A 17,689-nucleotide genomic window follows, 5' to 3' on the forward strand; every position below is an offset into this window, starting at 1 on the left:
ATGCGCGATACGATCCGCTTCCTGCACCAGGGGCGCGTCGTCGAGATCGGCGACGCGGGACCGACCGAGACCGTTCTCGACTACCTGCGCCTGCGGCGCGGGCTGACCGGCACCAAGGAAGGCTGCGGCGAGGGCGACTGCGGGGCCTGCACGGTCGCGCTCGGCCGCCTCGTGAACGGCCGGCTTGTCTATTCGGCGGTCAATTCCTGCATCCTCTTCCTCGGCCAGATCGACGGGACCGAACTCGTCACCGTGGAGGATCTCGTGCAGGACGAGCGTCTGCACCCGGTACAGGAGGCGATGGTCGCGCACCACGGCTCGCAATGCGGCTTCTGCACGCCGGGCTTCGTCATGAGCCTGTTCACGCTCTATCACGCGGAGGGCGTTGCGGCCTCGCGCCGGACGGTGACCGACTGGCTCGCCGGGAACCTGTGCCGCTGCACCGGTTACCGTCCCATCGTCGATGCGGCGATGGATGCGTGTTTCGACGCGGCTCAGGACGCCTTTTCGGCGCGCGCGAGCGAGACGGTCGCGCGGCTTCAGGGGCTCGACGACGGGCTTGACGTCATGAGCGGTGCGGACGATCGGTTTTTCGCGGCACCCGCGACGCTCGACGCACTGGCGCGTCTCTATGCGGCCCATCCCGAGGCAACGCTCGTCGGCGGCGGAACCGATGTGGGGCTTTGGGTCACCAAGCAGTTGCGTGATCTGCCGAAGATCATCTGGACCGGCCGCGTCGCCGATTTCGAGGGGGTGGAAGAGGCGGCGGCCGGCGTGCTGATGGGCGCGCGGGCGACCTTCGCCGACACCCATGACGCGATGCGCCGCATCGATCCGGACCTCGGCGAGATCTGGCGGCGGATCGGATCGCGCCAGGTCCGTGCTTCCGGGACCGTGTGCGGCAACATCGCCAACGGATCGCCCATCGGCGACAGCCCGCCGGCGCTGATCGCGCTCGGAGCGACGCTCGAGCTGCGCCTCGACTCGCAGGCGCGCACCCTGCCGCTCGAAAACTACTTCCTCGATTACGGCAAGCAGGACCGGGCCGCGGGCGAGTTCGTCACCGGGCTCTACGTGCCAAGGCTCGACCCCAATCATGCCTTCCGCGCCTACAAGATCTCCAAGCGCTTCGACCAGGACATCAGCGCGGTGCTTTGCGCCGTGCGGCTGACCCTTGCCGACGGGACCGTGACCGACGCCCGCGTCGCCTTCGGCGGCATGGCGGCGACGCCGAAACGCGCCGCCAAGACCGAGCTGGCGCTGGTCGGCGCGCGTCCGGACGCCCCCTCCACATGGGCCGCCGCGCTCAAGGCGCTGCTCGACGATTTCGATCCGCTGACGGACATGCGGGCGAGCGCGGACTATCGCCGCGAGGTGGCACGGGCGTTGCTTGCAAAGGCTCTGGTCGAGATCGGCGGAACGCCTGACGAGAGGACGCGGGTGAGCGGGGCAAGACATCAGGAACGGAGCGCGGCGGGCGCCGACGAGGCGGGAGCAAGCCATGCAGCGTGAAAACGCCCCGTTGGCGGCGGACGAAACGCGGACCGTCGCCGTTCGTCGCTCGAGCCCGCACGACAGCGCACCGGCCCATGTCACAGGCAGCGCCACCTATGTCGACGACATTCGCGAGCCGGCGGGAACGCTGCATGTGGCGCCAGGTTGGGCACGTGACACGACAAGAGGCAGCCTTTTGGGGCTCGACCTTGCGGCGGTGCGTTCCGCGCCGGGCGTCGTCGCCGTGCTGACGGCGGCCGATGTGCCCGGCAGCAACGATGTGTCTCCGGCACATGGCGACGAGCCGATGTTCGCCGACCGGGAAATCGTCTTCTGGGGGCAACCGCTGTTTGCCGTCGTGGCCGAAACCCGCGACCAGGCGCGGCGCGCCGCCACGCTGGCGCGGATCGATGTCGATCCGCTGCCGCCCGTCCTCACCATCGAGGACGCGCTCGGCGTCGACGACACCGTGCTGCCCGACTATCAGTTCCGCAAGGGATCGCCGGAAACCGGCCTTGCCACCGCAACGATGCGCATGACCGGTCGCATGGAGATCGGCGGGCAGGAGCATTTCTATCTCGAGGGCCAGGTCTCGCTCGCCGTTCCGGGCGAGGCGGGGGAGGTCTTCGTCCACACCTCGTCGCAGCACCCGAGCGAGACGCAACACATCATCGCGCGCGTGCTTGGCGTTCCAGAGGCATCGGTCACCGTCGAGGTTCGGCGCATGGGTGGCGGCTTCGGCGGCAAGGAGAGCCAGGCCAACCACTGGGCGGCGATCGCGGCGGTTGCGGCGCGCGTCACCGACCGGCCGTGCAAGCTGCGCCTCGACCGCGACGACGACATGATCATGACCGGCAAGCGGCATGACTTCCGCGCCGAATGGACGCTCGGTCACGACGCCGACGGGCTCCTGCGCGCCGTCGACATGCGCTTCTTCGCGCGCTGCGGCTATTCGGCGGACCTGTCGCTGGGGGTCGTCGACCGGACGATGTTCCATGCCGATTCCAGCTATTTCTACCCCGACGCGATGATCCACTCGCGGCGGCTGCGGACCAACACCTGCTCCAACACCGCGTTTCGCGGCTTCGGCGGGCCGCAGGGCATGCTCGCCGCCGAGCGGATGATGGACGAACTGGCGATCCGCCTCGGCCTCGATCCGCTCGATGTGCGCAAGCGCAATTTCTACCGCGAGGGGCGCGACGTCACCCCTTACGGCATGCGCGTCGAGGAGCACGGCACGCTGCACGACCTCGTCGACACGCTGGAGGAAAGCTCCGCCTACCGCGCAAGGCGCCAGGAGGTGGCCGCCTTCAACGGCGAAAACCACATCCTGAAGAAGGGGCTGGCGCTGACGCCGGTGAAATTCGGCATCTCCTTCACGCTGAAGCATCTGAACCAGGCCGGCGCGCTGGTGCATCTCTACAAGGACGGCTCGGTGCAGCTCAATCACGGCGGCACCGAGATGGGGCAGGGGCTGTTCCAGAAGGTCGCCCAGATCGTCGCGGACGAGCTCGGCGTTACCCTCGACCGGGTGAAGATCACGGCGACCAACACCGGCAAGGTGCCGAACACCGGGCCGACGGCGGCCTCCTCGGGAACGGATCTCAACGGCATGGCGGCGAAGATCGCGGCGGAGCGGATCAAGGCACGGCTTGTCGCCTTCGCCTCCCGGCGCTTCGATGTCGACCCCGGCGAAGTCGACTTCCTGGAGAACCGGGTGCGCGTCGGCGGCGAGGAAATGCCGCTTGCGGCTTTGGCCCGCGAGGCGCATCTCGCGCGCATCCAGCTTTCGGCGACCGGCTTCTATGCCACACCAGACATCACCTGGGACCGGCCGAGCGCCTCGGGACGTCCGTTCCACTATTTTGCCTATGGCGCCGCCTGCTCGGAAGTGACCATCGACACGATGACCGGAGAAATGCGGGTCGATCGGGTCGATCTTCTGCATGACGTGGGCAAGTCGCTCAATCCGGCGATCGATATCGGCCAGATCGAGGGCGGCTTCGTGCAGGGCATGGGCTGGCTGACGACGGAGGAACTCGTCTGGGACGAGAGCGGGCGGCTGCGTACCCATGCTCCCTCGACATACAAGATCCCGACGGCTTCCGACGTGCCGGAGGATTTCCGCGTCGCGCTATATGCCTCGTCGGGCAATCCGTCGCCGACGATCCATCGCTCCAAGGCAGTCGGCGAACCACCGCTTATGCTGGCGATCTCGGTCTATTGCGCCATTCACGATGCGGTGGCAAGCCTCGCGCCGGGGATCCTGCCGGACCTCGACGCGCCGGCCACACCGGAGGCGATCCTGCGCGCCGTGGCCGGCATGAAACGGGCAAGGGCGCGCCGATGACAGCGGGAGCGAGCCTTGCCGCCAACCCGTGGTCGCGGATTGCCGCGCTGATCGAGCGTTTCGGCGCCTGCGCGATGATTTCCGTGCTGTCGGTGGAGGGCTCGGCCCCGCGCGAGGCGGGAACCCGGATGCTGGTCGCTCCCGACGGGTCCTATTCAGGCACCATCGGCGGCGGTACGCTGGAGTTCGAGGCGATCCGCGCCGCGGTCCGCGCGCTCGCCGAAGCGGGGGCGGGGCGTCTTCACCTTCGCACCTTCACCCTCGGCCCTGATCTTGGACAATGCTGCGGTGGCCGCGTCACGGTCGCCACGGAGACCTTCGCGGCGGAACGCGCCGCCGAGGTCGGGCGGCTGGCGCGGCTTTGCGAGGCGGGGCCGGTGGCGAGCGAGGCCTCGATTTCGGCGGACGGCGCGGTCGGTGCGCGCCGCGTGCTGCCGCACGAGGGCGGCGACGGCCGGCCGGGGGCGGAGCTGTGCGGCGGCACGCTTCGCGAGACCTTCGCCGACGGGCGGACGCCGCTCTTGCTGTTCGGCGCCGGGCATGTCGGCAAGGCGCTCGTGCTGGCATTGGCGCCGCTTCCCTTTCAGGTCTTTCTTGTCGACGGCAGGCCGGATATTTTTCCGGCTTATCTTCCCGCCAACGCGCGGCCGCTTGCCGTCGCCGATCCGCCTCAGGCCCTTCGGGGCGTTGCGCACCAAAGCGAGGTGCTGATCATGACCCACGATCACGGTCTCGATCTCGCCATCGCCGACGCGGCGCTGCGGCTGGAAAAGGTCTCGGGCGTCGGCATGATCGGCAGCGAGACCAAGGCGGCGCGGATGCGCACGCGCCTGAGGGCGGCCGGGCACGGGGAGGAGGCGCTCGCGCGCTTCCGTTGCCCCATCGGGCTTGCCGGGATATCGAGCAAGGCGCCGGCGGTGATAGCCGCCGGGGTGGCGGCCGATCTCCTCGTGCGCAGGGACGTGGCGATGGCGCGGTGGGCCGACGGCACGACGCCCGATGCGGGACGGGGAAACGCGCGGATGCGCGCGGTTTGACAGGACGAGGGCGGGGGACGATGACGGGCACGGACGATGGCGGCAGGAGCGGCGGCGCACGCAGTCGCACCGGCGAGATACTGCTGGAGGCGCATGGCGTCACGAAGCGATTCGGCGACATCCTGGCCAATGACGACGTGTCGCTGAGCCTGCGGGCCGGCGAGATCCACGCACTTCTTGGGGAAAACGGCGCCGGCAAATCAACCCTTGTCAAGATCCTCTACGGCGCTCTCGAGCCCAACGACGGCCGACTCGACTGGCTGGGCGCACCCGTTTCCATCGCCTCGCCGGCAGCCGCGCGCGATCTCGGCATCGGCATGGTGTTCCAGCATTTCTCGCTCTTCGAGGCGCTGACGGTGGCCGAGAACATCGCGCTGGCGCTGCCCGGTTCGGTGTCGATGCGCGCGCTTTCGCAGCGCATCGCGCGCGTCTCGCGCGACTATGGCCTGGCGCTCGAACCCGATGCGGTGGTCGCCGACCTGCCGGTGGGCTTGCGACAGCGCATCGAGATCGTGCGCTGCCTGCTGCAGCAGCCGCGCCTCATCATCATGGACGAACCGACCTCCGTGCTCACCCCGCAGGAGGCAGACCAGCTGTTCCTGACGCTCGAGCGCCTGACGCGCGAGGGCTGCGCCATCCTCTACATCTCGCACCGGCTGGAAGAGGTGCAGCGCATCTGCCATCACGCGACGATCATGCGCCACGGCAAGGTGGTGGCGGAATGCGATCCCTCGCGCGAGACCGCCTCCTCGCTCGCCCGGCTGATGGTTGGAACCGCCCTGCACGACCTGACCCGCAGCGAGGCCAGCGCGGACGGCCAGGCGCGGCTCGCGCTGGAGGGCTTGAATGCGCCGGCTGAAGGGCCGTTCGGCGTCGCGCTTCGGGATGTCTCCCTCGACGTATGCGCCGGCGAGGTGGTGGCGATCGCCGGCATCGCCGGAAACGGGCAGGGCGAGCTGTTCGACCTCGTTTCGGGCGAACGTGTGTCGGCGAAGGCGGAGATGGTGCGCATCGACGACACGCCCGTCGGTCGCCTGGGGATCACCCGCCGCCGCCGGGCGGGCGCGGCCTTCGTCCCGGAGGAGCGCCTCGGTCATGGCGCCGTTCCCGGCATGAAGCTGTCGGAAAACCTCGTCCTGACCCGGCATTCGACCGGCGACGGCCTGACCCGCGGCGGCTTCGTCAGCCTTGATGCGGCGGCCGAGATGGAACAGCGCATCAAGGGCAATTACGACGTGCGCATGTCGCGCGACGACCCGGAGGCGCGCGCGCTGTCGGGCGGCAATCTCCAGAAATTCGTCATCGGCCGCGAGCTGGACCGCAAACCCGGCCTGCTGGTCGTCAACCAGCCGACGTGGGGCGTCGATGCGGGGGCCGCGGCGCTCATCCGCCAGGAGCTGATTGACCTGTCTCGCCAGGGGGCGGCGGTGCTCGTCATCAGCCAGGATCTGGACGAGATCTTCGAGATCGCCGACCGGGTGGCCGTGATCTCGCGGGGGCAGCTCTCACCGGCCGAGCCCGTGAAGGCGATGACACGTGAACGGATCGGACTGCTGATGGGTGGCGCCGGGGAAGCTTCGGGGGACGGTCAGCATGCAGCTTGAACTGGAAAAACGGGCCGAGCATTCGCGCCTGATGGCGCTGATGTCGCCGGTGCTCGCCATCGCACTGACACTCGTCTCGGGCGCGGTGCTGTTCGCGGCGCTGGGGCAGAACCCGGCCGTCGCGCTGCACATGTTCTTCATCGAACCGCTGACCGCCTACTGGTCGCTGCAGGAACTGGTGGTCAAGGCGACGCCGCTCATCCTCATTGGCGTCGGGCTGGCGGTCTGCTTCCTGTCCAACACCTGGAACATCGGCGCGGAAGGGCAGTTCACCGCCGGCGCGGTCGCCGGCTCCTTCATCCCGATCCTCTTTCCCGGTTTCGAGACGGCGCTGACACTGCCGCTGATGCTGCTGATGGGCATCGCCGGCGGCATGGCCTGGGCGGCGATCCCGGCCTTCCTCAAGGTCCGCTTCGGCACCAACGAGATCCTTGTCAGCCTGATGCTGGTCTATATCGCCCAGCTCGGTCTCGACTGGCTGGTACGCGGGCCCTGGCGCGACCCGGACGGTTTCAACTTTCCCGAAAGCCGCATTTTCACCGACGCGGCGACACTGCCGCCACTGTCCGACGGGCGCATGCACATGGGCGCGATCTTCGCGTTGATCGCCGTCGCCGCGCTGGCTCTGGTGCTTGCCAAATCGCTGAAGGGCTTCGAGATCCGCGTCCTTGGCCAGGCGCCGCGGGCAGGGCGCTTCGCCGGCTTCTCGCAGGGCCGCATGATCTGGTTCGCCTTCCTGCTCTCGGGCGGCCTCGCCGGCCTTGCCGGCATCAGCGAGGTGTCCGGATCGATCAATCAGCTCACGCCGATCATCTCGCCGGGATACGGCTTCACCGCGATCATTGTCGCCTTCCTGGGGCGGCTCAACCCGATCGGCATCCTGATCTCGGGGTTCCTGCTGGCGCTCTCCTATCTGGGAGGCGAGGCGGCGCAGGTCGGGCTTGGCATCTCCGACAAGACCGCCCGCGTCTTCCAGGGAATGCTGCTCTTCTACGTGCTCGCCTGCGACACGCTGATCCTCTACCGCATTCGCATCGTCCGCCCGTCGGCGCCGGGCAAGGGGGCCTGACATGGGCGCTTTCGAAGCCATTCTGCTTACGGTCATGACGGCGGCGACGCCGCTGCTCCTAGCAGCCATCGGCGAGCTTGTCGTCGAGCGTTCCGGCGTCCTCAACCTCGGTGTCGAGGGCATGATGATCGTCGGCGCCGTGGTCGGTTTCGCCGGCGCGCATGCCACCGGATCACCCTATGTCGGCGTCCTCTGCGCGCTTCTCGCCGGCATGGGCATGTCGTTGCTCTTCGGCTTCCTGACCATTCACCTGGTCGCCAACCAGGTCGCCACCGGTCTTGCCCTGACGCTCCTCGGCCTCGGGCTTTCGGGCATGATCGGCGAGGCCTTCGTCGGCCAGCCGGGCGTCCGCCTCGAGGCGATCCACATTCCCGGCCTCACCGACCTTCCGGTGATCGGGCGTGTCGTCTTCGGCCAGGATGTCGTCGTCTATCTGGCGCTCGCCCTTGTCGCCGTCGTGGCGTGGGTGCTGTTTCGCACACGCGCCGGCCTCGTCATCCGCGCCGTCGGCGACAACCACGCCTCGGCCCATGCGCTCGGCGTCTCCGTGCGCAAGGTGCGCTACTGCGCGGTGCTCTTCGGCGGCGCCTGCGCCGGGCTTGCCGGCGGCTACCTGTCGCTTGCCTATACGCCGCAATGGGTGGAGGGCATGACCGCCGGGCGCGGCTGGATCGCGCTGGCGCTCGTCGTCTTCGCCACATGGCGGCCGCTCAGGGTTCTGGCCGGGGCCTATCTCTTCGCCGCGGTCAGCATCCTGCAGTTCCATGCCCAGGCGATCGGGGTGTCAGTGCCGTCTCAATTGCTCACCGCCTTGCCCTATCTTGCGACTATTGCGGTGCTTGTCATCATCTCGCGAAACCGGGTACTGACCAAGGTGAACACCCCGGCCTGTCTCGGCCGGCCGTTCGTTCCGGACCGGTAGCGCGCGACGACGGCGCGGCGAGGGCGTCACCGACGGCAGGCCCGTCCGCAGCACTTCTCGCCCGCTTATTTCGGCAGTCGGACTTAACAGGGGAACCAGGAGACAGATATGAAAAAACTGCTCAGCGTCGCAGCCGCGGCCTTGCTCGGCCTTGGCATCGTCAGTGCCCAGGCGGCCGACAAGCTCAAGGTCGGCTTCATCTACGTGGGGCCGATCGGCGATCACGGCTGGTCCTACCAGCACAACCAGGGCCGCCTCGCCATCGAGAAGGAATTCGGCGACAAGATCGAAACGGTCTACATCGAAAACGTCTCCGAGGGCCCGGACGCGGAGCGCGCCATCGAGCGTCTCGCCCGCGAGGGTGCCGGCCTCATCTTCACCACCTCGTTCGGTTTCATGAACCCGACGCTCAAGGTGGCGAAGAAGTTCCCGAACGTGAAGTTCGAGCACGCGACCGGCTACAAGCGCGCCGACAATGTCTCGACCTATTCGGCCCGCTTCTACGAGGGCCGCTATATCATCGGCCAGATCGCGGCGAAGATGTCCAAGACCGGCACCGCCGGCTACATCGCCTCCGTGCCGATCCCCGAGGTGGTGCGCGGCATCAATTCCTTCATGCTCGGCGCCCAGTCCGTGAACCCGGACTTCAAGGTCAAGATCGTGTGGGTGAACTCCTGGTACGATCCGGGCAAGGAAGCCGAGGCCGCCAAGGCCCTGCTTGATCAGGGCGCGGACGTGCTGGCCCAGCACACCGACAGCCCGGCTCCGCTGCAGGTCGCCGAGGAGCGTGGCGCCATCGGCTTCGGCCAGGCTTCCGACATGATCAAGTTCGCGCCGAAGGCGCAGCTCACCGCCATTGTCGACGACTGGAGCGCCTATTACACCCGTCGCGTCCAGGCCGTTCTCGACGGCACCTGGAAGAGCGAGGACATCTGGGGCGGCCTTGATGCCAAGATGGTCGGCATCGCTCCCTTCACCAACATGTCGGATGATCTCGTCAATATGGCGAGCGATACGGAAGAGCAGATCCGCACCGGCAAGCTGCACCCGTTCACCGGCCCGATCTACAAGCAGAACGGCGAGGAAGCCGTGGGTGAGGGCATCTTGCTTGATGACGGCGCGCTGCTCGGCATGAACTGGTACGTCAAGGGCATCGACGACAAGCTGCCGGAGTGATCCGGTCCCTCGCGCATCCTTGCGCCTGAACGACTGACAGGCCGCGTCGGCGCACTCGCCGGCGCGGCCTTTTCGTTGCCATATCAAGGGGTTGGGGCAGGGGTGTCGCCTGTGTGATTGACAGCGCGCCGGGCTCCCGACTATCTGTTGCCGGGACGAACGGCCCGAAGGAGATCCATGCGCTGAAGCCAAGTCGAGAACCCTGGGGGGCAAGCCAGGGAGCGTTTCTGAGAACGCTGCCTTCACGCATTCGATTTGAATTCCGGATTTTCACATGACATCGACACCACTTGAGATCCGCGCCTACACCGCCGCGGATAATGCCGTTCTGTCCGACATCTGGTACCGGGCCTCACTCGCCGCGCATCCGTTTCTCGGCGAGGACCTGCTCGGCGAACAGCGCAAGCTGATCGAGGAGGTCTATCTGCCCGAGGCCGAGACCTTTGTCGCCTGCATCGACGGCGCACCCGTAGGTTTCCTCGGGCTGCTTGGCACCTTTGTCGGCGGCCTGTTCGTCGATCCGCACCGCCAGGGGCAGGGCATCGGCCGGGCGCTCATGGCACACGGGCTCCAGTTGCGCAAGGAACTGACGCTCGAGGTCTATGCGCTCAACACCGGCGCCTGCGCCTTCTACAGGCGCCTCGGCTTCCGCGAGACCGGACGCCGGCCGCGGGACGACAACGGCCTGCCGCTGGAAAACCTCCGCATGCATCGCGCCGCCGACTGAAACCACTCAGCCGGCGGCGCGATGCCGCGAGGCGTCGAAATCGGCGAGCGCCGCGGCGCAGTCAAGCGGACGGGTCTGGAACAGGAAGTGCGGGGCGGGGATGTCGCGCAGCGTGAAGTCGCTGGAAATGGCGGCAACGGCTTTCGCGGCGGAAGCCCGCATCAGCCTGTCGCGCGACGCACGCAGATAGAGCAGGGGCTGTGCCAGCCGGCGGTCGCCGGTCGCAGCGTCGACCCGCAAGGCCTCCTTCGCCCGCAGCGCCAGCACCTTCGGATCGACCGAACGCAGGACCTCTCCCAGCAGAACCCGCTCGGCGTCGCTTGCCCGTCCGTTCAGCAACAGCGCGTTCAAAAGGGCAAGCGGCACCGCGCGGGCGGGAACGAGGTCGACCAGCGTCGCGACGACAGTCTTGAACGGCAGATCCAGTCGCGCGAAGGAGGCGCCGAGAACGACGGCCCGGAGAAAGGGATGGCCTTCGCGCGCCAGACGGATTGCCAGCGGCCCGGAGAAGGATTCCCCGACGAGCAGAAAGTCCTGCGATGGCAAGCGCTGCCGCACATGGCCGAGCAGGGCCTCGTATCCGAGCATCTCATCGGGCGGATAGGCGATGATGTCGACGTCGTAGTTCAGCGCCTTCAGCGCGCCTACGAAGGGCCTCAGCAAAAGGCCCGTGCCGTCGAGGCCGGGCAGAATGACAATTCTCATGCCGCTTGCCATGGCGTCATCCCTAGAGGACAGGCGCGTTTCTGCAAAGAGGGAAAAGCGGGATGATGTCACAACACATTCATATCACAAGGTTTTCTGCTTCAAGGAGTTGAGACCAGAACCGCGAACAATCGGACAACGAATGAAGCGCAGCTATTCCCATTTGCCTAGCAAATAGCCGCTTGTTCTGCTTGGCATCAGTTGCCGTCCAGCATGTCGTAGGTAATGCGCAACGTACCGTTCGAAATATGCGTCGGCGCATAGCGCTCAGCCGCCGTCAGGATGATGTGAAAAATATCACTGATGGCCTTCGAAAAATCGTCGTCGGTCTCAAAGTTCGCTCGATATTGATCATCTACGGCGTCAAGTTCGATAGCGCATTGAAAATCTTCGCCCGAGTAACGCATCCGTATCGTCGCAATTCCGTTGAGCCGATCAATCCGAACGTTGCTGACATATTCAAGCTTCCGTTCGCGAAATCGGACACCAACGCCCTTTTCATTCTCTTCTGGGATGAATTCGACACCAGATGCAAAAATGCAATCTTCAATAGAGCGGAGGTTGTTCTTCATTGGCTGTCGTGTACTTGATTCAAAATCTGCAATGGTGGCGCGGGACACCACAGCATTTGTTGCAAGCTGATCCTGGGTCCAATTCAGCAGGCTACGGGCGGCACGGCATTGGGCAGCGGTGATGTGCATAACGACTCCTTTGATGAGCGATCACCATCACCATGAGTTAGGTTATGCATTTTGTCAAACATAATCCATTTTTCTGAGCAGGCACTCACCTGCATTCCGTGTTGTTGTAGACTTTCGGACGCCTCAACTCTGGCCCGCGCCTTCCTCCTCCTTGATCGTTCGCGAAGTCAGATCTCCGACCTGGCTTACGACCAGCTTCTGACAGCCGTTGCTCGCGCTGCCATCCGGAATCCGGCACGAGAGGAGGGGCCGTGCAGGTGGCGAAGGTACTCTCGGTCACAACCGACAGAATGTCATCCAATCGCTTGTTCTCAACCACCCGTGCACGGGGATCTCACGGGGGTATGGCTGCCACATATCTAATTCGCATAAGATATATTATGGAATAAAAATAGATATGCGGAAACAACGATATGGCCGGATGCGGTGTGTTTCCGGCGTGGTTTGTCGGCGGCGCTCAGGGCTGCTTGCGCCTTGAAAGCGCGACAGCGAGCCCAACTGCGAGCACGAGAAAAGCGACCGCCAGTCCACCCCAGATCGGTCCGGCCTGTTCGAGCATGACGCCCTCGACAGGGTCGTAGCAGCGGCCTTCGGCGTTGAAAGCACAAGCGCCATTTCCAGTAGCGCTCGTGGAACGCAAATCCGCAAAGCCCGGCAAGAGCCAGGGTCAGCACCAGAGCGCCTGCGAGCGGAATGTCGCGTTTCCCCAGCCGTCTCAAGGCACTACCGACAGGACTTTTGGAGCTGGCCGAGCGCCTTCGACGAGCCCTTGAGCGTGTAGGACATCTCGTGCTCGAGCGAGTCGCCATGGTGAAAGACGATGGCACGGCCACGCTTCATGTCGGCCACGAGATCGCCGTCAACGGGCACAAGCTCGGAAACAAGTTCCCTTGCGGTCTCATCGATGCGGAAACGGATCTCCGTTTCGCGGCCGCCCGCATCGATCTGGGCAGCGATTGCGCCCTTGTCCTTCTGCCGGTCCGCGACCTCGCGGCTCACCGTTCCGTCGGCCTCGCGCAACCAGTGCGGCACGTAATGCAAGCGCAAGGAAGCACCGTCGCAGGCGATCCGGAGCGTGCTGCCTTTGCCGTTGTCGAGCAAGACTGCCGGCTCCGGCGCCGCTCGGTAGACCCAGCGGCCGACCGGCAGTGGCACAAGCTCGGCGACCCTGTTCCCGGCAATCGCATAGCGTTTCACGCAGGTTTGGGCTCCGGCACGATTACAGGCCCCGCCGTGCATAACGGCCAGGAAGCTGGCGTCTTGCGGGCGGTCGAACTCGAATTTGTAGGCAAGAAACTCGGCTACGCGGATGAAATCCCCGCCAGCGCGCTGAACATATATCCTCTGCGTGCAGCCGCCCGATCCGCAGAACATCATCTGCGTGCCGTTGCACGAGAGCTGGCTGTAGTCGACCGCGATATCCGCAAGCCCGTCGCCATTGGCGTCAACCTCGCGGGCAAAGCCGTCGAGGAATTTCATCTCGTCGCAAAACCCGGAAAGCTCCTTGCGCTCGCTGTCGACAACGGGATCCGCCGTGGCGGCGATGACCGGCGGCGCGAAAACCGCCAGAACCCCGGCGCAAATCGCGCCGTGCGCAACAATGCGGGTGAAGAAATTCATGTTGCCCCCCAACAACCGAACAAGCCGCCAAACCTAGCCGCAGCCGGGAGAGCAGACAAGGCGCAACGCGCCAGGCGCGGGGCCCGATTTGGCGTTCTCTTTGATATAACAACTTGAAATATATCGCAATTCTCTTATTGTTCGGCTCAATCGTCAAAGGGTGGCTCCCCTTTCATCCGCCCTCTCCTGTCCCCCAACCAGGTTTCGCTCCGTGATCCGCCACATCGTCTTCTTCACCGCGCGGCGTCCCGAGGACCGGGAGGCCGTCTTTCAGGGACTCAGTCTCCTGAACGGCATTCCGCACTGCGCGTTCTTCGAGATCGGTCGCAACTTCGACACGGATCCGATCAGTCCGCGAGGTCCCGATTTCATCGTCTATGGCGAGTTCCGCGACGAGGAACAGCTTGCCGCCTACAAGGCGCATCCGCTCTATCGCCAGTCCATCGACGTGGTGCGCCCGCTGCGCGACATGCGCATCGCCGCCGACTTCCTTTCGGAGGCCGGAACGCCCGCCGATTAGGACAATCTGGACAATTTCGCGCACGAAATTTCGAATTATTGTTCGGAAATTGTCTCTTCAAGCCAGGCTTCGAGGCTCTCGACGCCATCGGCCTCGACGATGCGCCGGATGAGGCGGATCTGGAACCCCTGGCGGGCGAGCACGGCGATCTCGCGGCGCAGGATGTCGGGATCGACATCGCCCTTTCGCCAGGGGCCGAACCGGCGCTTGCGCGCCGCCGTCATCGCCGCGCGCAGTTCGGTGGCGGCGTCCTCATCGTTGAGCATGGCCTGCGCGAGATCCGGGTCTATCCCCTTCGCCTGAAGCGTCATGCCGATCCGCCGGGCCGAACGGCCACGGCGCCTTTCGGAGGCGATCTTCGCCTCGGCAAAGGCGGTGTCGTTGACCAGGCCGGCGGTGCGGCAGCGCTCGACGACCTTGTCGATCATCTCGGAATAGTCAGCCGGATCGAGGTCCAGCTCGTCGGTGGCGCGGCGCAGCTTGCGCGTCAGGACCCGGCGGAGGTTCTCGACGCTCGAGCCGTAGCGGTCGAGATAGTGCAACGCCTGTCGGGTCAACCGCTCCTCGCTCGGCGGTTTCGCCTTGCGCATGGTCAGCCCGCCGGCAGCCGGCTGGTGAAGACCATGCCGTCGAAGGCCGGCACCACCGGCTCCGGCAACTCCTTCTCGAGCGTCCGGTAGTCGAGGTCGATGTGCATGTTGGTGACAATCGCCCGCTTCGGCTTCATCCGGGCGATCCACTCGAGCGATTCAGACAGCGAGAAGTGGCTGGGGTGCGGCGTGCGGCGTAGGGCATCGAGGACCCACATGTCGAGCCCGGCGAAATGTTCCAGCGCCGTTTCGGGAATGTCTTTTACGTCCGGAAGATAGGCGACGTCGCCAAAGCGGAAGCCGAGCGCGTCGATATCGCCGTGATTGACCTCGATCGGCAGGAAGGGGATAGGCCCCCCCGCCCCGTCGACCGTCCCGGCCTTTCCGTCACGGATACGCAGTTCCTTGAGGATCGGCGGATAGCTGGAGCCCGGCGGCGTGCGGAACCCGTAGTCGAACAGCTCGTGCGCGCGCTTCGACGTCGGCACATCCATGAACACGGGGATCAGCCGGCGATGGGTGATCGCAAGCGGCCTGACGTCGTCGATCCCATGCAGGTGGTCGGCATGGGGATGGGTCAGCAGCAGCGCGTCGATATCGGTCACGCCGGCGGACAGGAGCTGCTCGCGCAGGTCAGGTCCGGCGTCGACCAGAACGGTCGTGGTGCCGCCGGGCCCGTGACGACGCACCAGCATGGCGCAGCGCCGCCGGCGGTTCCTCGGCTCGGCCGGATCGCAATCGCCCCAGAGGCCGCCGACGCGAGGCACGCCCGCCGACGATCCGCAGCCCAGGATGGTGAACTCAAGCTCGCCCGTCTCCGTCATGCAGTGGCCTGCCGCGGCACCTTGGAGAACAGGCGGAAGAAATTCTCCGTCGTCTGGCGCGCCATCTCGTCTTCGCTGACGCCGCGCGCCTCCGCCAACACCTTGTTGGTGTGAGCGACATAGGCCGGCTCGTTGCGCTTGCCGCGCCACGGCTGCGGCGCGAGATAGGGCGCGTCGGTCTCCACCAGCAGCCGGTCGGCGGGAAGCTCGGCGGCGATGGCCCTGAGCTCGTCCGAACGCTTGAAGGTCACGATGCCCGAGAAGGACACGTAAAGCCCGAGTTCGATGCCCGTCAGCGCCAGCTCGCGACCGGAGGAAAAGCAGTGCAGCAGGGCCGGAAACGCCCCCTTCCCTGTCTCCTCGGTCAGGATCCGGGTCATGTCCTCGTCAGCGTCGCGCGAATGGATCACCAGGGGGAGACCGGTCTCGCGCGCAGCCGCGATGTGCCGGCGAAGCCCCTCGGCCTGCGCTTCGCGCGGGGCCTTGTCATAGAAATAGTCGAGCCCGGCCTCGCCGATGGCAACGACCTTTTCATGTTGTGCCAGCCGGACGAGCTCCTGCGTGGTCACGTCCGTTTCCTCGCCCGCGTTGTGCGGATGGGTGCCGACGGAACAGAACACGTTGTCGTAGCGTTCGGCGATGGCGCGGATCTGGTCGAAGCGGCGGACCCGCGTCGAAATGGTCACCATCAGCCCGACGCCGGCGGCCCCGGCGCGCGCCACGATCTCGTCGCGCTCCGCGTCGAAATCCGGAAAATCAAGATGACAATGGCTGTCGACGAGCATCACGCCTCTCCCGTCTCGGCCTTCTCCGCCTCGACATAGCGCGGGAAGACGCCCTCCGGCTTCGGCAGGATGGTGCCGGGCGAGAGCCGCGCATCCGCGCCGAGGCTGTCGAAGCCACGCGCGGCGGCGTCAAGCGCCAGAAGATCGAGCAGGCGCGCCGCGCTGGTGGGGATCACCGGCTGGGCGAGGATCGCCACCTGGCGGATCACCTCGGCCGTCACATAGAGCACCGTGCACATGCGCTGCGGGTCCGTCTTCTTCAGTGCCCATGGCTCCTGGGCGGCGAAGTAGCGGTTGGCCTCGGCAACGCAGGCCCACACGGTTGCCAGCATCTGATGGATGGCCTGGCGCGACATGGCCTGGCGGGCAGCCTCCAGCATCGCATCCGCCTGGGCGAGCATCGCCTCGTCCTCGGCCGAGAAGGCGCCGGGCTCGGGCAGCCTGCCCTCGCAGTTCTTGCCGATCATCGACAGCGAGCGCTGCGCCAGGTTTCCAAGATCATTGGCGAGATCGGCATTGATACGGTTGACGATGGCGTCGTGGCTGTAGTTTCCATCCTGGCCGAAGGGAACCTCGCGCAGGAAGAAATACCGCACGGAATCAAGGCCGTAATGATCAACGAGGGCGAAGGGGTCGATGACGTTGCCAACCGACTTCGACATCTTCTCGCCGCGGTTGAACAGGAAGCCGTGGGCATAGACGCGCCCCGGCACCGGCAGTCCGGCCGACATCAGGAAAGCGGGCCAGTAGACCGCGTGGAAGCGCACGATGTCCTTGCCGATCACATGCAGGTTGGCCGGCCAGTAATGCGCCCGCTCGGCGCTCGCGTCCGGAAAGCCGGTTGCCGTCAGATAGTTTGTGAGCGCGTCGACCCACACATACATGACGTGCCGGTCGTCGCCGGGAACGCGCACGCCCCAATCGAACGTGGTGCGCGAAACCGACAGGTCCTTGAGCCCGCCCCTGACGAAGCTGGCCACCTCGTTGCGGCGCTCGTCCGGGCCGATGAAGTCCGGGTTCGCCTCGTAATGGGCAAGCAGCTTGTCCTGATACTGCGACAGGCGGAAGAAATAGCTCTCCTCCTCGACCCACTCGACCGGAGACCCCTGAGGTCCGTAGCGCACGCCATCGGCGCGCAGCTCCGTCTCGCCTTCCTGGTAGTAGGCCTCGTCGCGCACCGAGTACCAGCCGGAATAGCTGTCCTTGTAGATGTCGCCGTTGGCTTCCATCCGACGCCAGATCTCCTGACACGCGGCATGGTGGCGCGGCTCGCTGGTGCGGATGAAATCGTCATTGGAGCAGCCCAGCATCTCGACCATGGCGCGGAACCGGGCGGCATTGCGCTCGGCCAGATCGGCGACGGGAATGCCTTCCTTGCGCGCGGTCTGCAGCATCTTCTGGCCGTGCTCGTCCGTGCCCGTCAGGAAGAACACGTCGCGACCGTCCAGCCTCTGGAAGCGGGCGATGGCATCGGTCGCGATTGCCTCATAGGCGTGGCCGATGTGGGGCACGCCATTGGGGTAGGAAATCGCGGTCGAGACGAAGAAGGAAGGGCGTTCGGTCAT

Annotated in this window: 16 protein-coding genes; 9 read left to right on the top strand and 7 right to left on the bottom strand. The window is 65.9% G+C overall.

Annotated features, from left to right (window positions below; translation table 11 throughout):
* From xdhA to ACSLUQ_RS06730, 8 genes are all read left to right on the top strand, one after another.
* Complete coding sequence (gene xdhA, locus ACSLUQ_RS06695) at positions 1 to 1,512, top strand: xanthine dehydrogenase small subunit (RefSeq protein ID WP_461808031.1); 1,512 nt, start codon at positions 1 to 3, stop codon at positions 1,510 to 1,512.
* Positions 1,502 to 3,844, top strand: a complete 2,343-nt coding sequence (gene xdhB, locus ACSLUQ_RS06700; RefSeq protein ID WP_461808032.1) for a xanthine dehydrogenase molybdopterin binding subunit — start codon at positions 1,502 to 1,504, stop codon at positions 3,842 to 3,844. Before xdhA ends, xdhB begins: the two co-directional genes overlap by 11 nt.
* On the top strand, positions 3,841 to 4,881 hold the full coding sequence (gene xdhC / locus ACSLUQ_RS06705; RefSeq protein ID WP_461808033.1) for a xanthine dehydrogenase accessory protein XdhC: 1,041 nt from the start codon (positions 3,841 to 3,843) through the stop codon (positions 4,879 to 4,881). Before xdhB ends, xdhC begins: the two co-directional genes overlap by 4 nt.
* A 20-nt stretch (positions 4,882 to 4,901) precedes the next feature.
* The gene (locus ACSLUQ_RS06710; protein WP_417773315.1) at positions 4,902 to 6,485 is read left to right on the top strand and encodes an ABC transporter ATP-binding protein; all 1,584 of its coding nucleotides are present in this window, start codon (positions 4,902 to 4,904) and stop codon (positions 6,483 to 6,485) included.
* Entirely contained in the window at positions 6,475 to 7,554 is a 1,080-nt protein-coding gene (locus ACSLUQ_RS06715) for an ABC transporter permease (protein WP_417773316.1), read from the top strand. The genes ACSLUQ_RS06710 and ACSLUQ_RS06715 overlap by 11 nt, the downstream gene beginning before the upstream one ends.
* 1 nt (position 7,555) lies before the next feature.
* Positions 7,556 to 8,476 carry an ABC transporter permease gene (locus tag ACSLUQ_RS06720; protein WP_417773317.1) on the top strand — a complete coding sequence of 307 codons (921 nt, stop codon included), beginning with the start codon at positions 7,556 to 7,558 and terminating at the stop codon, positions 8,474 to 8,476.
* A gap of 108 nt (positions 8,477 to 8,584) precedes the next feature.
* A complete protein-coding gene (locus ACSLUQ_RS06725; protein ID WP_461808034.1) occupies positions 8,585 to 9,652 on the top strand; it encodes a BMP family ABC transporter substrate-binding protein in 1,068 nt (355 codons plus the stop codon).
* A gap of 274 nt (positions 9,653 to 9,926) precedes the next feature.
* On the top strand, positions 9,927 to 10,379 hold the full coding sequence (locus tag ACSLUQ_RS06730; RefSeq protein ID WP_461808035.1) for a GNAT family N-acetyltransferase: 453 nt from the start codon (positions 9,927 to 9,929) through the stop codon (positions 10,377 to 10,379).
* Positions 10,380 to 10,385: 6 nt separating this feature from the next.
* Here the strand turns inward: ACSLUQ_RS06730 and ACSLUQ_RS06735 are convergent, their stop codons facing one another.
* The 3 genes from ACSLUQ_RS06735 to ACSLUQ_RS06745 all read right to left on the bottom strand — a co-directional run bounded on the left by ACSLUQ_RS06735 (position 10,386) and on the right by ACSLUQ_RS06745 (position 13,405).
* Positions 10,386 to 11,084 carry an alpha/beta fold hydrolase gene (locus tag ACSLUQ_RS06735; RefSeq protein WP_461808036.1) on the bottom strand — a complete coding sequence of 233 codons (699 nt, stop codon included), beginning with the start codon at positions 11,082 to 11,084 and terminating at the stop codon, positions 10,386 to 10,388.
* Positions 11,085 to 11,281: 197 nt separating this feature from the next.
* Positions 11,282 to 11,785: a helix-turn-helix domain-containing protein gene (locus ACSLUQ_RS06740; protein ID WP_461808037.1), complete on the bottom strand. Its 504-nt coding sequence runs from the start codon at positions 11,783 to 11,785 to the stop codon at positions 11,282 to 11,284.
* Between the two features lie 723 nt (positions 11,786 to 12,508).
* Complete coding sequence (locus tag ACSLUQ_RS06745; protein WP_461808038.1) at positions 12,509 to 13,405, bottom strand: hypothetical protein; 897 nt, start codon at positions 13,403 to 13,405, stop codon at positions 12,509 to 12,511.
* A 211-nt stretch (positions 13,406 to 13,616) separates the two neighbouring features.
* On the opposite strand from ACSLUQ_RS06745, the gene ACSLUQ_RS06750 reads away from it, so the two are divergent.
* A complete protein-coding gene (locus ACSLUQ_RS06750; RefSeq protein WP_461808039.1) occupies positions 13,617 to 13,925 on the top strand; it encodes a Dabb family protein in 309 nt (102 codons plus the stop codon).
* 35 nt (positions 13,926 to 13,960) lie between these two features.
* Here the strand turns inward: ACSLUQ_RS06750 and ACSLUQ_RS06755 are convergent, their stop codons facing one another.
* Genes ACSLUQ_RS06755 through metG form a run of 4 tightly spaced genes read right to left on the bottom strand, consistent with a single transcriptional unit; the run spans position 13,961 to position 17,689 of the window.
* Positions 13,961 to 14,515: a regulatory protein RecX gene (locus tag ACSLUQ_RS06755; protein ID WP_417773325.1), complete on the bottom strand. Its 555-nt coding sequence runs from the start codon at positions 14,513 to 14,515 to the stop codon at positions 13,961 to 13,963.
* A gap of 2 nt (positions 14,516 to 14,517) precedes the next feature.
* Complete coding sequence (locus tag ACSLUQ_RS06760) at positions 14,518 to 15,339, bottom strand: MBL fold metallo-hydrolase (protein WP_461808040.1); 822 nt, start codon at positions 15,337 to 15,339, stop codon at positions 14,518 to 14,520.
* Positions 15,336 to 16,124, bottom strand: coding sequence for a TatD family hydrolase (locus ACSLUQ_RS06765; protein WP_461808041.1), 789 nt, complete (start codon positions 16,122 to 16,124; stop codon positions 15,336 to 15,338). The genes ACSLUQ_RS06760 and ACSLUQ_RS06765 overlap by 4 nt, the downstream gene beginning before the upstream one ends.
* Complete coding sequence (gene metG, locus ACSLUQ_RS06770; RefSeq protein ID WP_461808042.1) at positions 16,124 to 17,689, bottom strand: methionine--tRNA ligase; 1,566 nt, start codon at positions 17,687 to 17,689, stop codon at positions 16,124 to 16,126. The genes ACSLUQ_RS06765 and metG overlap by 1 nt, the downstream gene beginning before the upstream one ends.

The organism is Stappia sp. ICDLI1TA098 (genome assembly GCF_054880955.1).

Bases quoted from the DNA above. Each gene is read 5' to 3' on its own strand.
- ACSLUQ_RS06730 (WP_461808035.1), top strand. From the start codon at position 9,927: ATGACATCGACACCACTTGAGATCCGCGCCTACACCGCCGCGGATAAT.
- ACSLUQ_RS06715 (WP_417773316.1), top strand. From the start codon at position 6,475: ATGCAGCTTGAACTGGAAAAACGGGCCGAGCATTCGCGCCTGATGGCG.
- ACSLUQ_RS06740 (WP_461808037.1), bottom strand. From the start codon at position 11,785: ATGCACATCACCGCTGCCCAATGCCGTGCCGCCCGTAGCCTGCTGAAT.
- ACSLUQ_RS06755 (WP_417773325.1), bottom strand. From the start codon at position 14,515: ATGCGCAAGGCGAAACCGCCGAGCGAGGAGCGGTTGACCCGACAGGCG.
- xdhC (WP_461808033.1), top strand. From the start codon at position 3,841: ATGACAGCGGGAGCGAGCCTTGCCGCCAACCCGTGGTCGCGGATTGCC.
- ACSLUQ_RS06720 (WP_417773317.1), top strand. From the start codon at position 7,556: ATGGGCGCTTTCGAAGCCATTCTGCTTACGGTCATGACGGCGGCGACG.
- ACSLUQ_RS06760 (WP_461808040.1), bottom strand. From the start codon at position 15,339: ATGACGGAGACGGGCGAGCTTGAGTTCACCATCCTGGGCTGCGGATCG.
- ACSLUQ_RS06725 (WP_461808034.1), top strand. From the start codon at position 8,585: ATGAAAAAACTGCTCAGCGTCGCAGCCGCGGCCTTGCTCGGCCTTGGC.
- ACSLUQ_RS06710 (WP_417773315.1), top strand. From the start codon at position 4,902: ATGACGGGCACGGACGATGGCGGCAGGAGCGGCGGCGCACGCAGTCGC.
- metG (WP_461808042.1), bottom strand. From the start codon at position 17,689: ATGACCGAACGCCCTTCCTTCTTCGTCTCGACCGCGATTTCCTACCCC.
- ACSLUQ_RS06745 (WP_461808038.1), bottom strand. From the start codon at position 13,405: ATGAATTTCTTCACCCGCATTGTTGCGCACGGCGCGATTTGCGCCGGG.
- ACSLUQ_RS06735 (WP_461808036.1), bottom strand. From the start codon at position 11,084: ATGAGAATTGTCATTCTGCCCGGCCTCGACGGCACGGGCCTTTTGCTG.
- ACSLUQ_RS06765 (WP_461808041.1), bottom strand. From the start codon at position 16,124: ATGCTCGTCGACAGCCATTGTCATCTTGATTTTCCGGATTTCGACGCG.
- xdhB (WP_461808032.1), top strand. From the start codon at position 1,502: ATGCAGCGTGAAAACGCCCCGTTGGCGGCGGACGAAACGCGGACCGTC.
- xdhA (WP_461808031.1), top strand. From the start codon at position 1: ATGCGCGATACGATCCGCTTCCTGCACCAGGGGCGCGTCGTCGAGATC.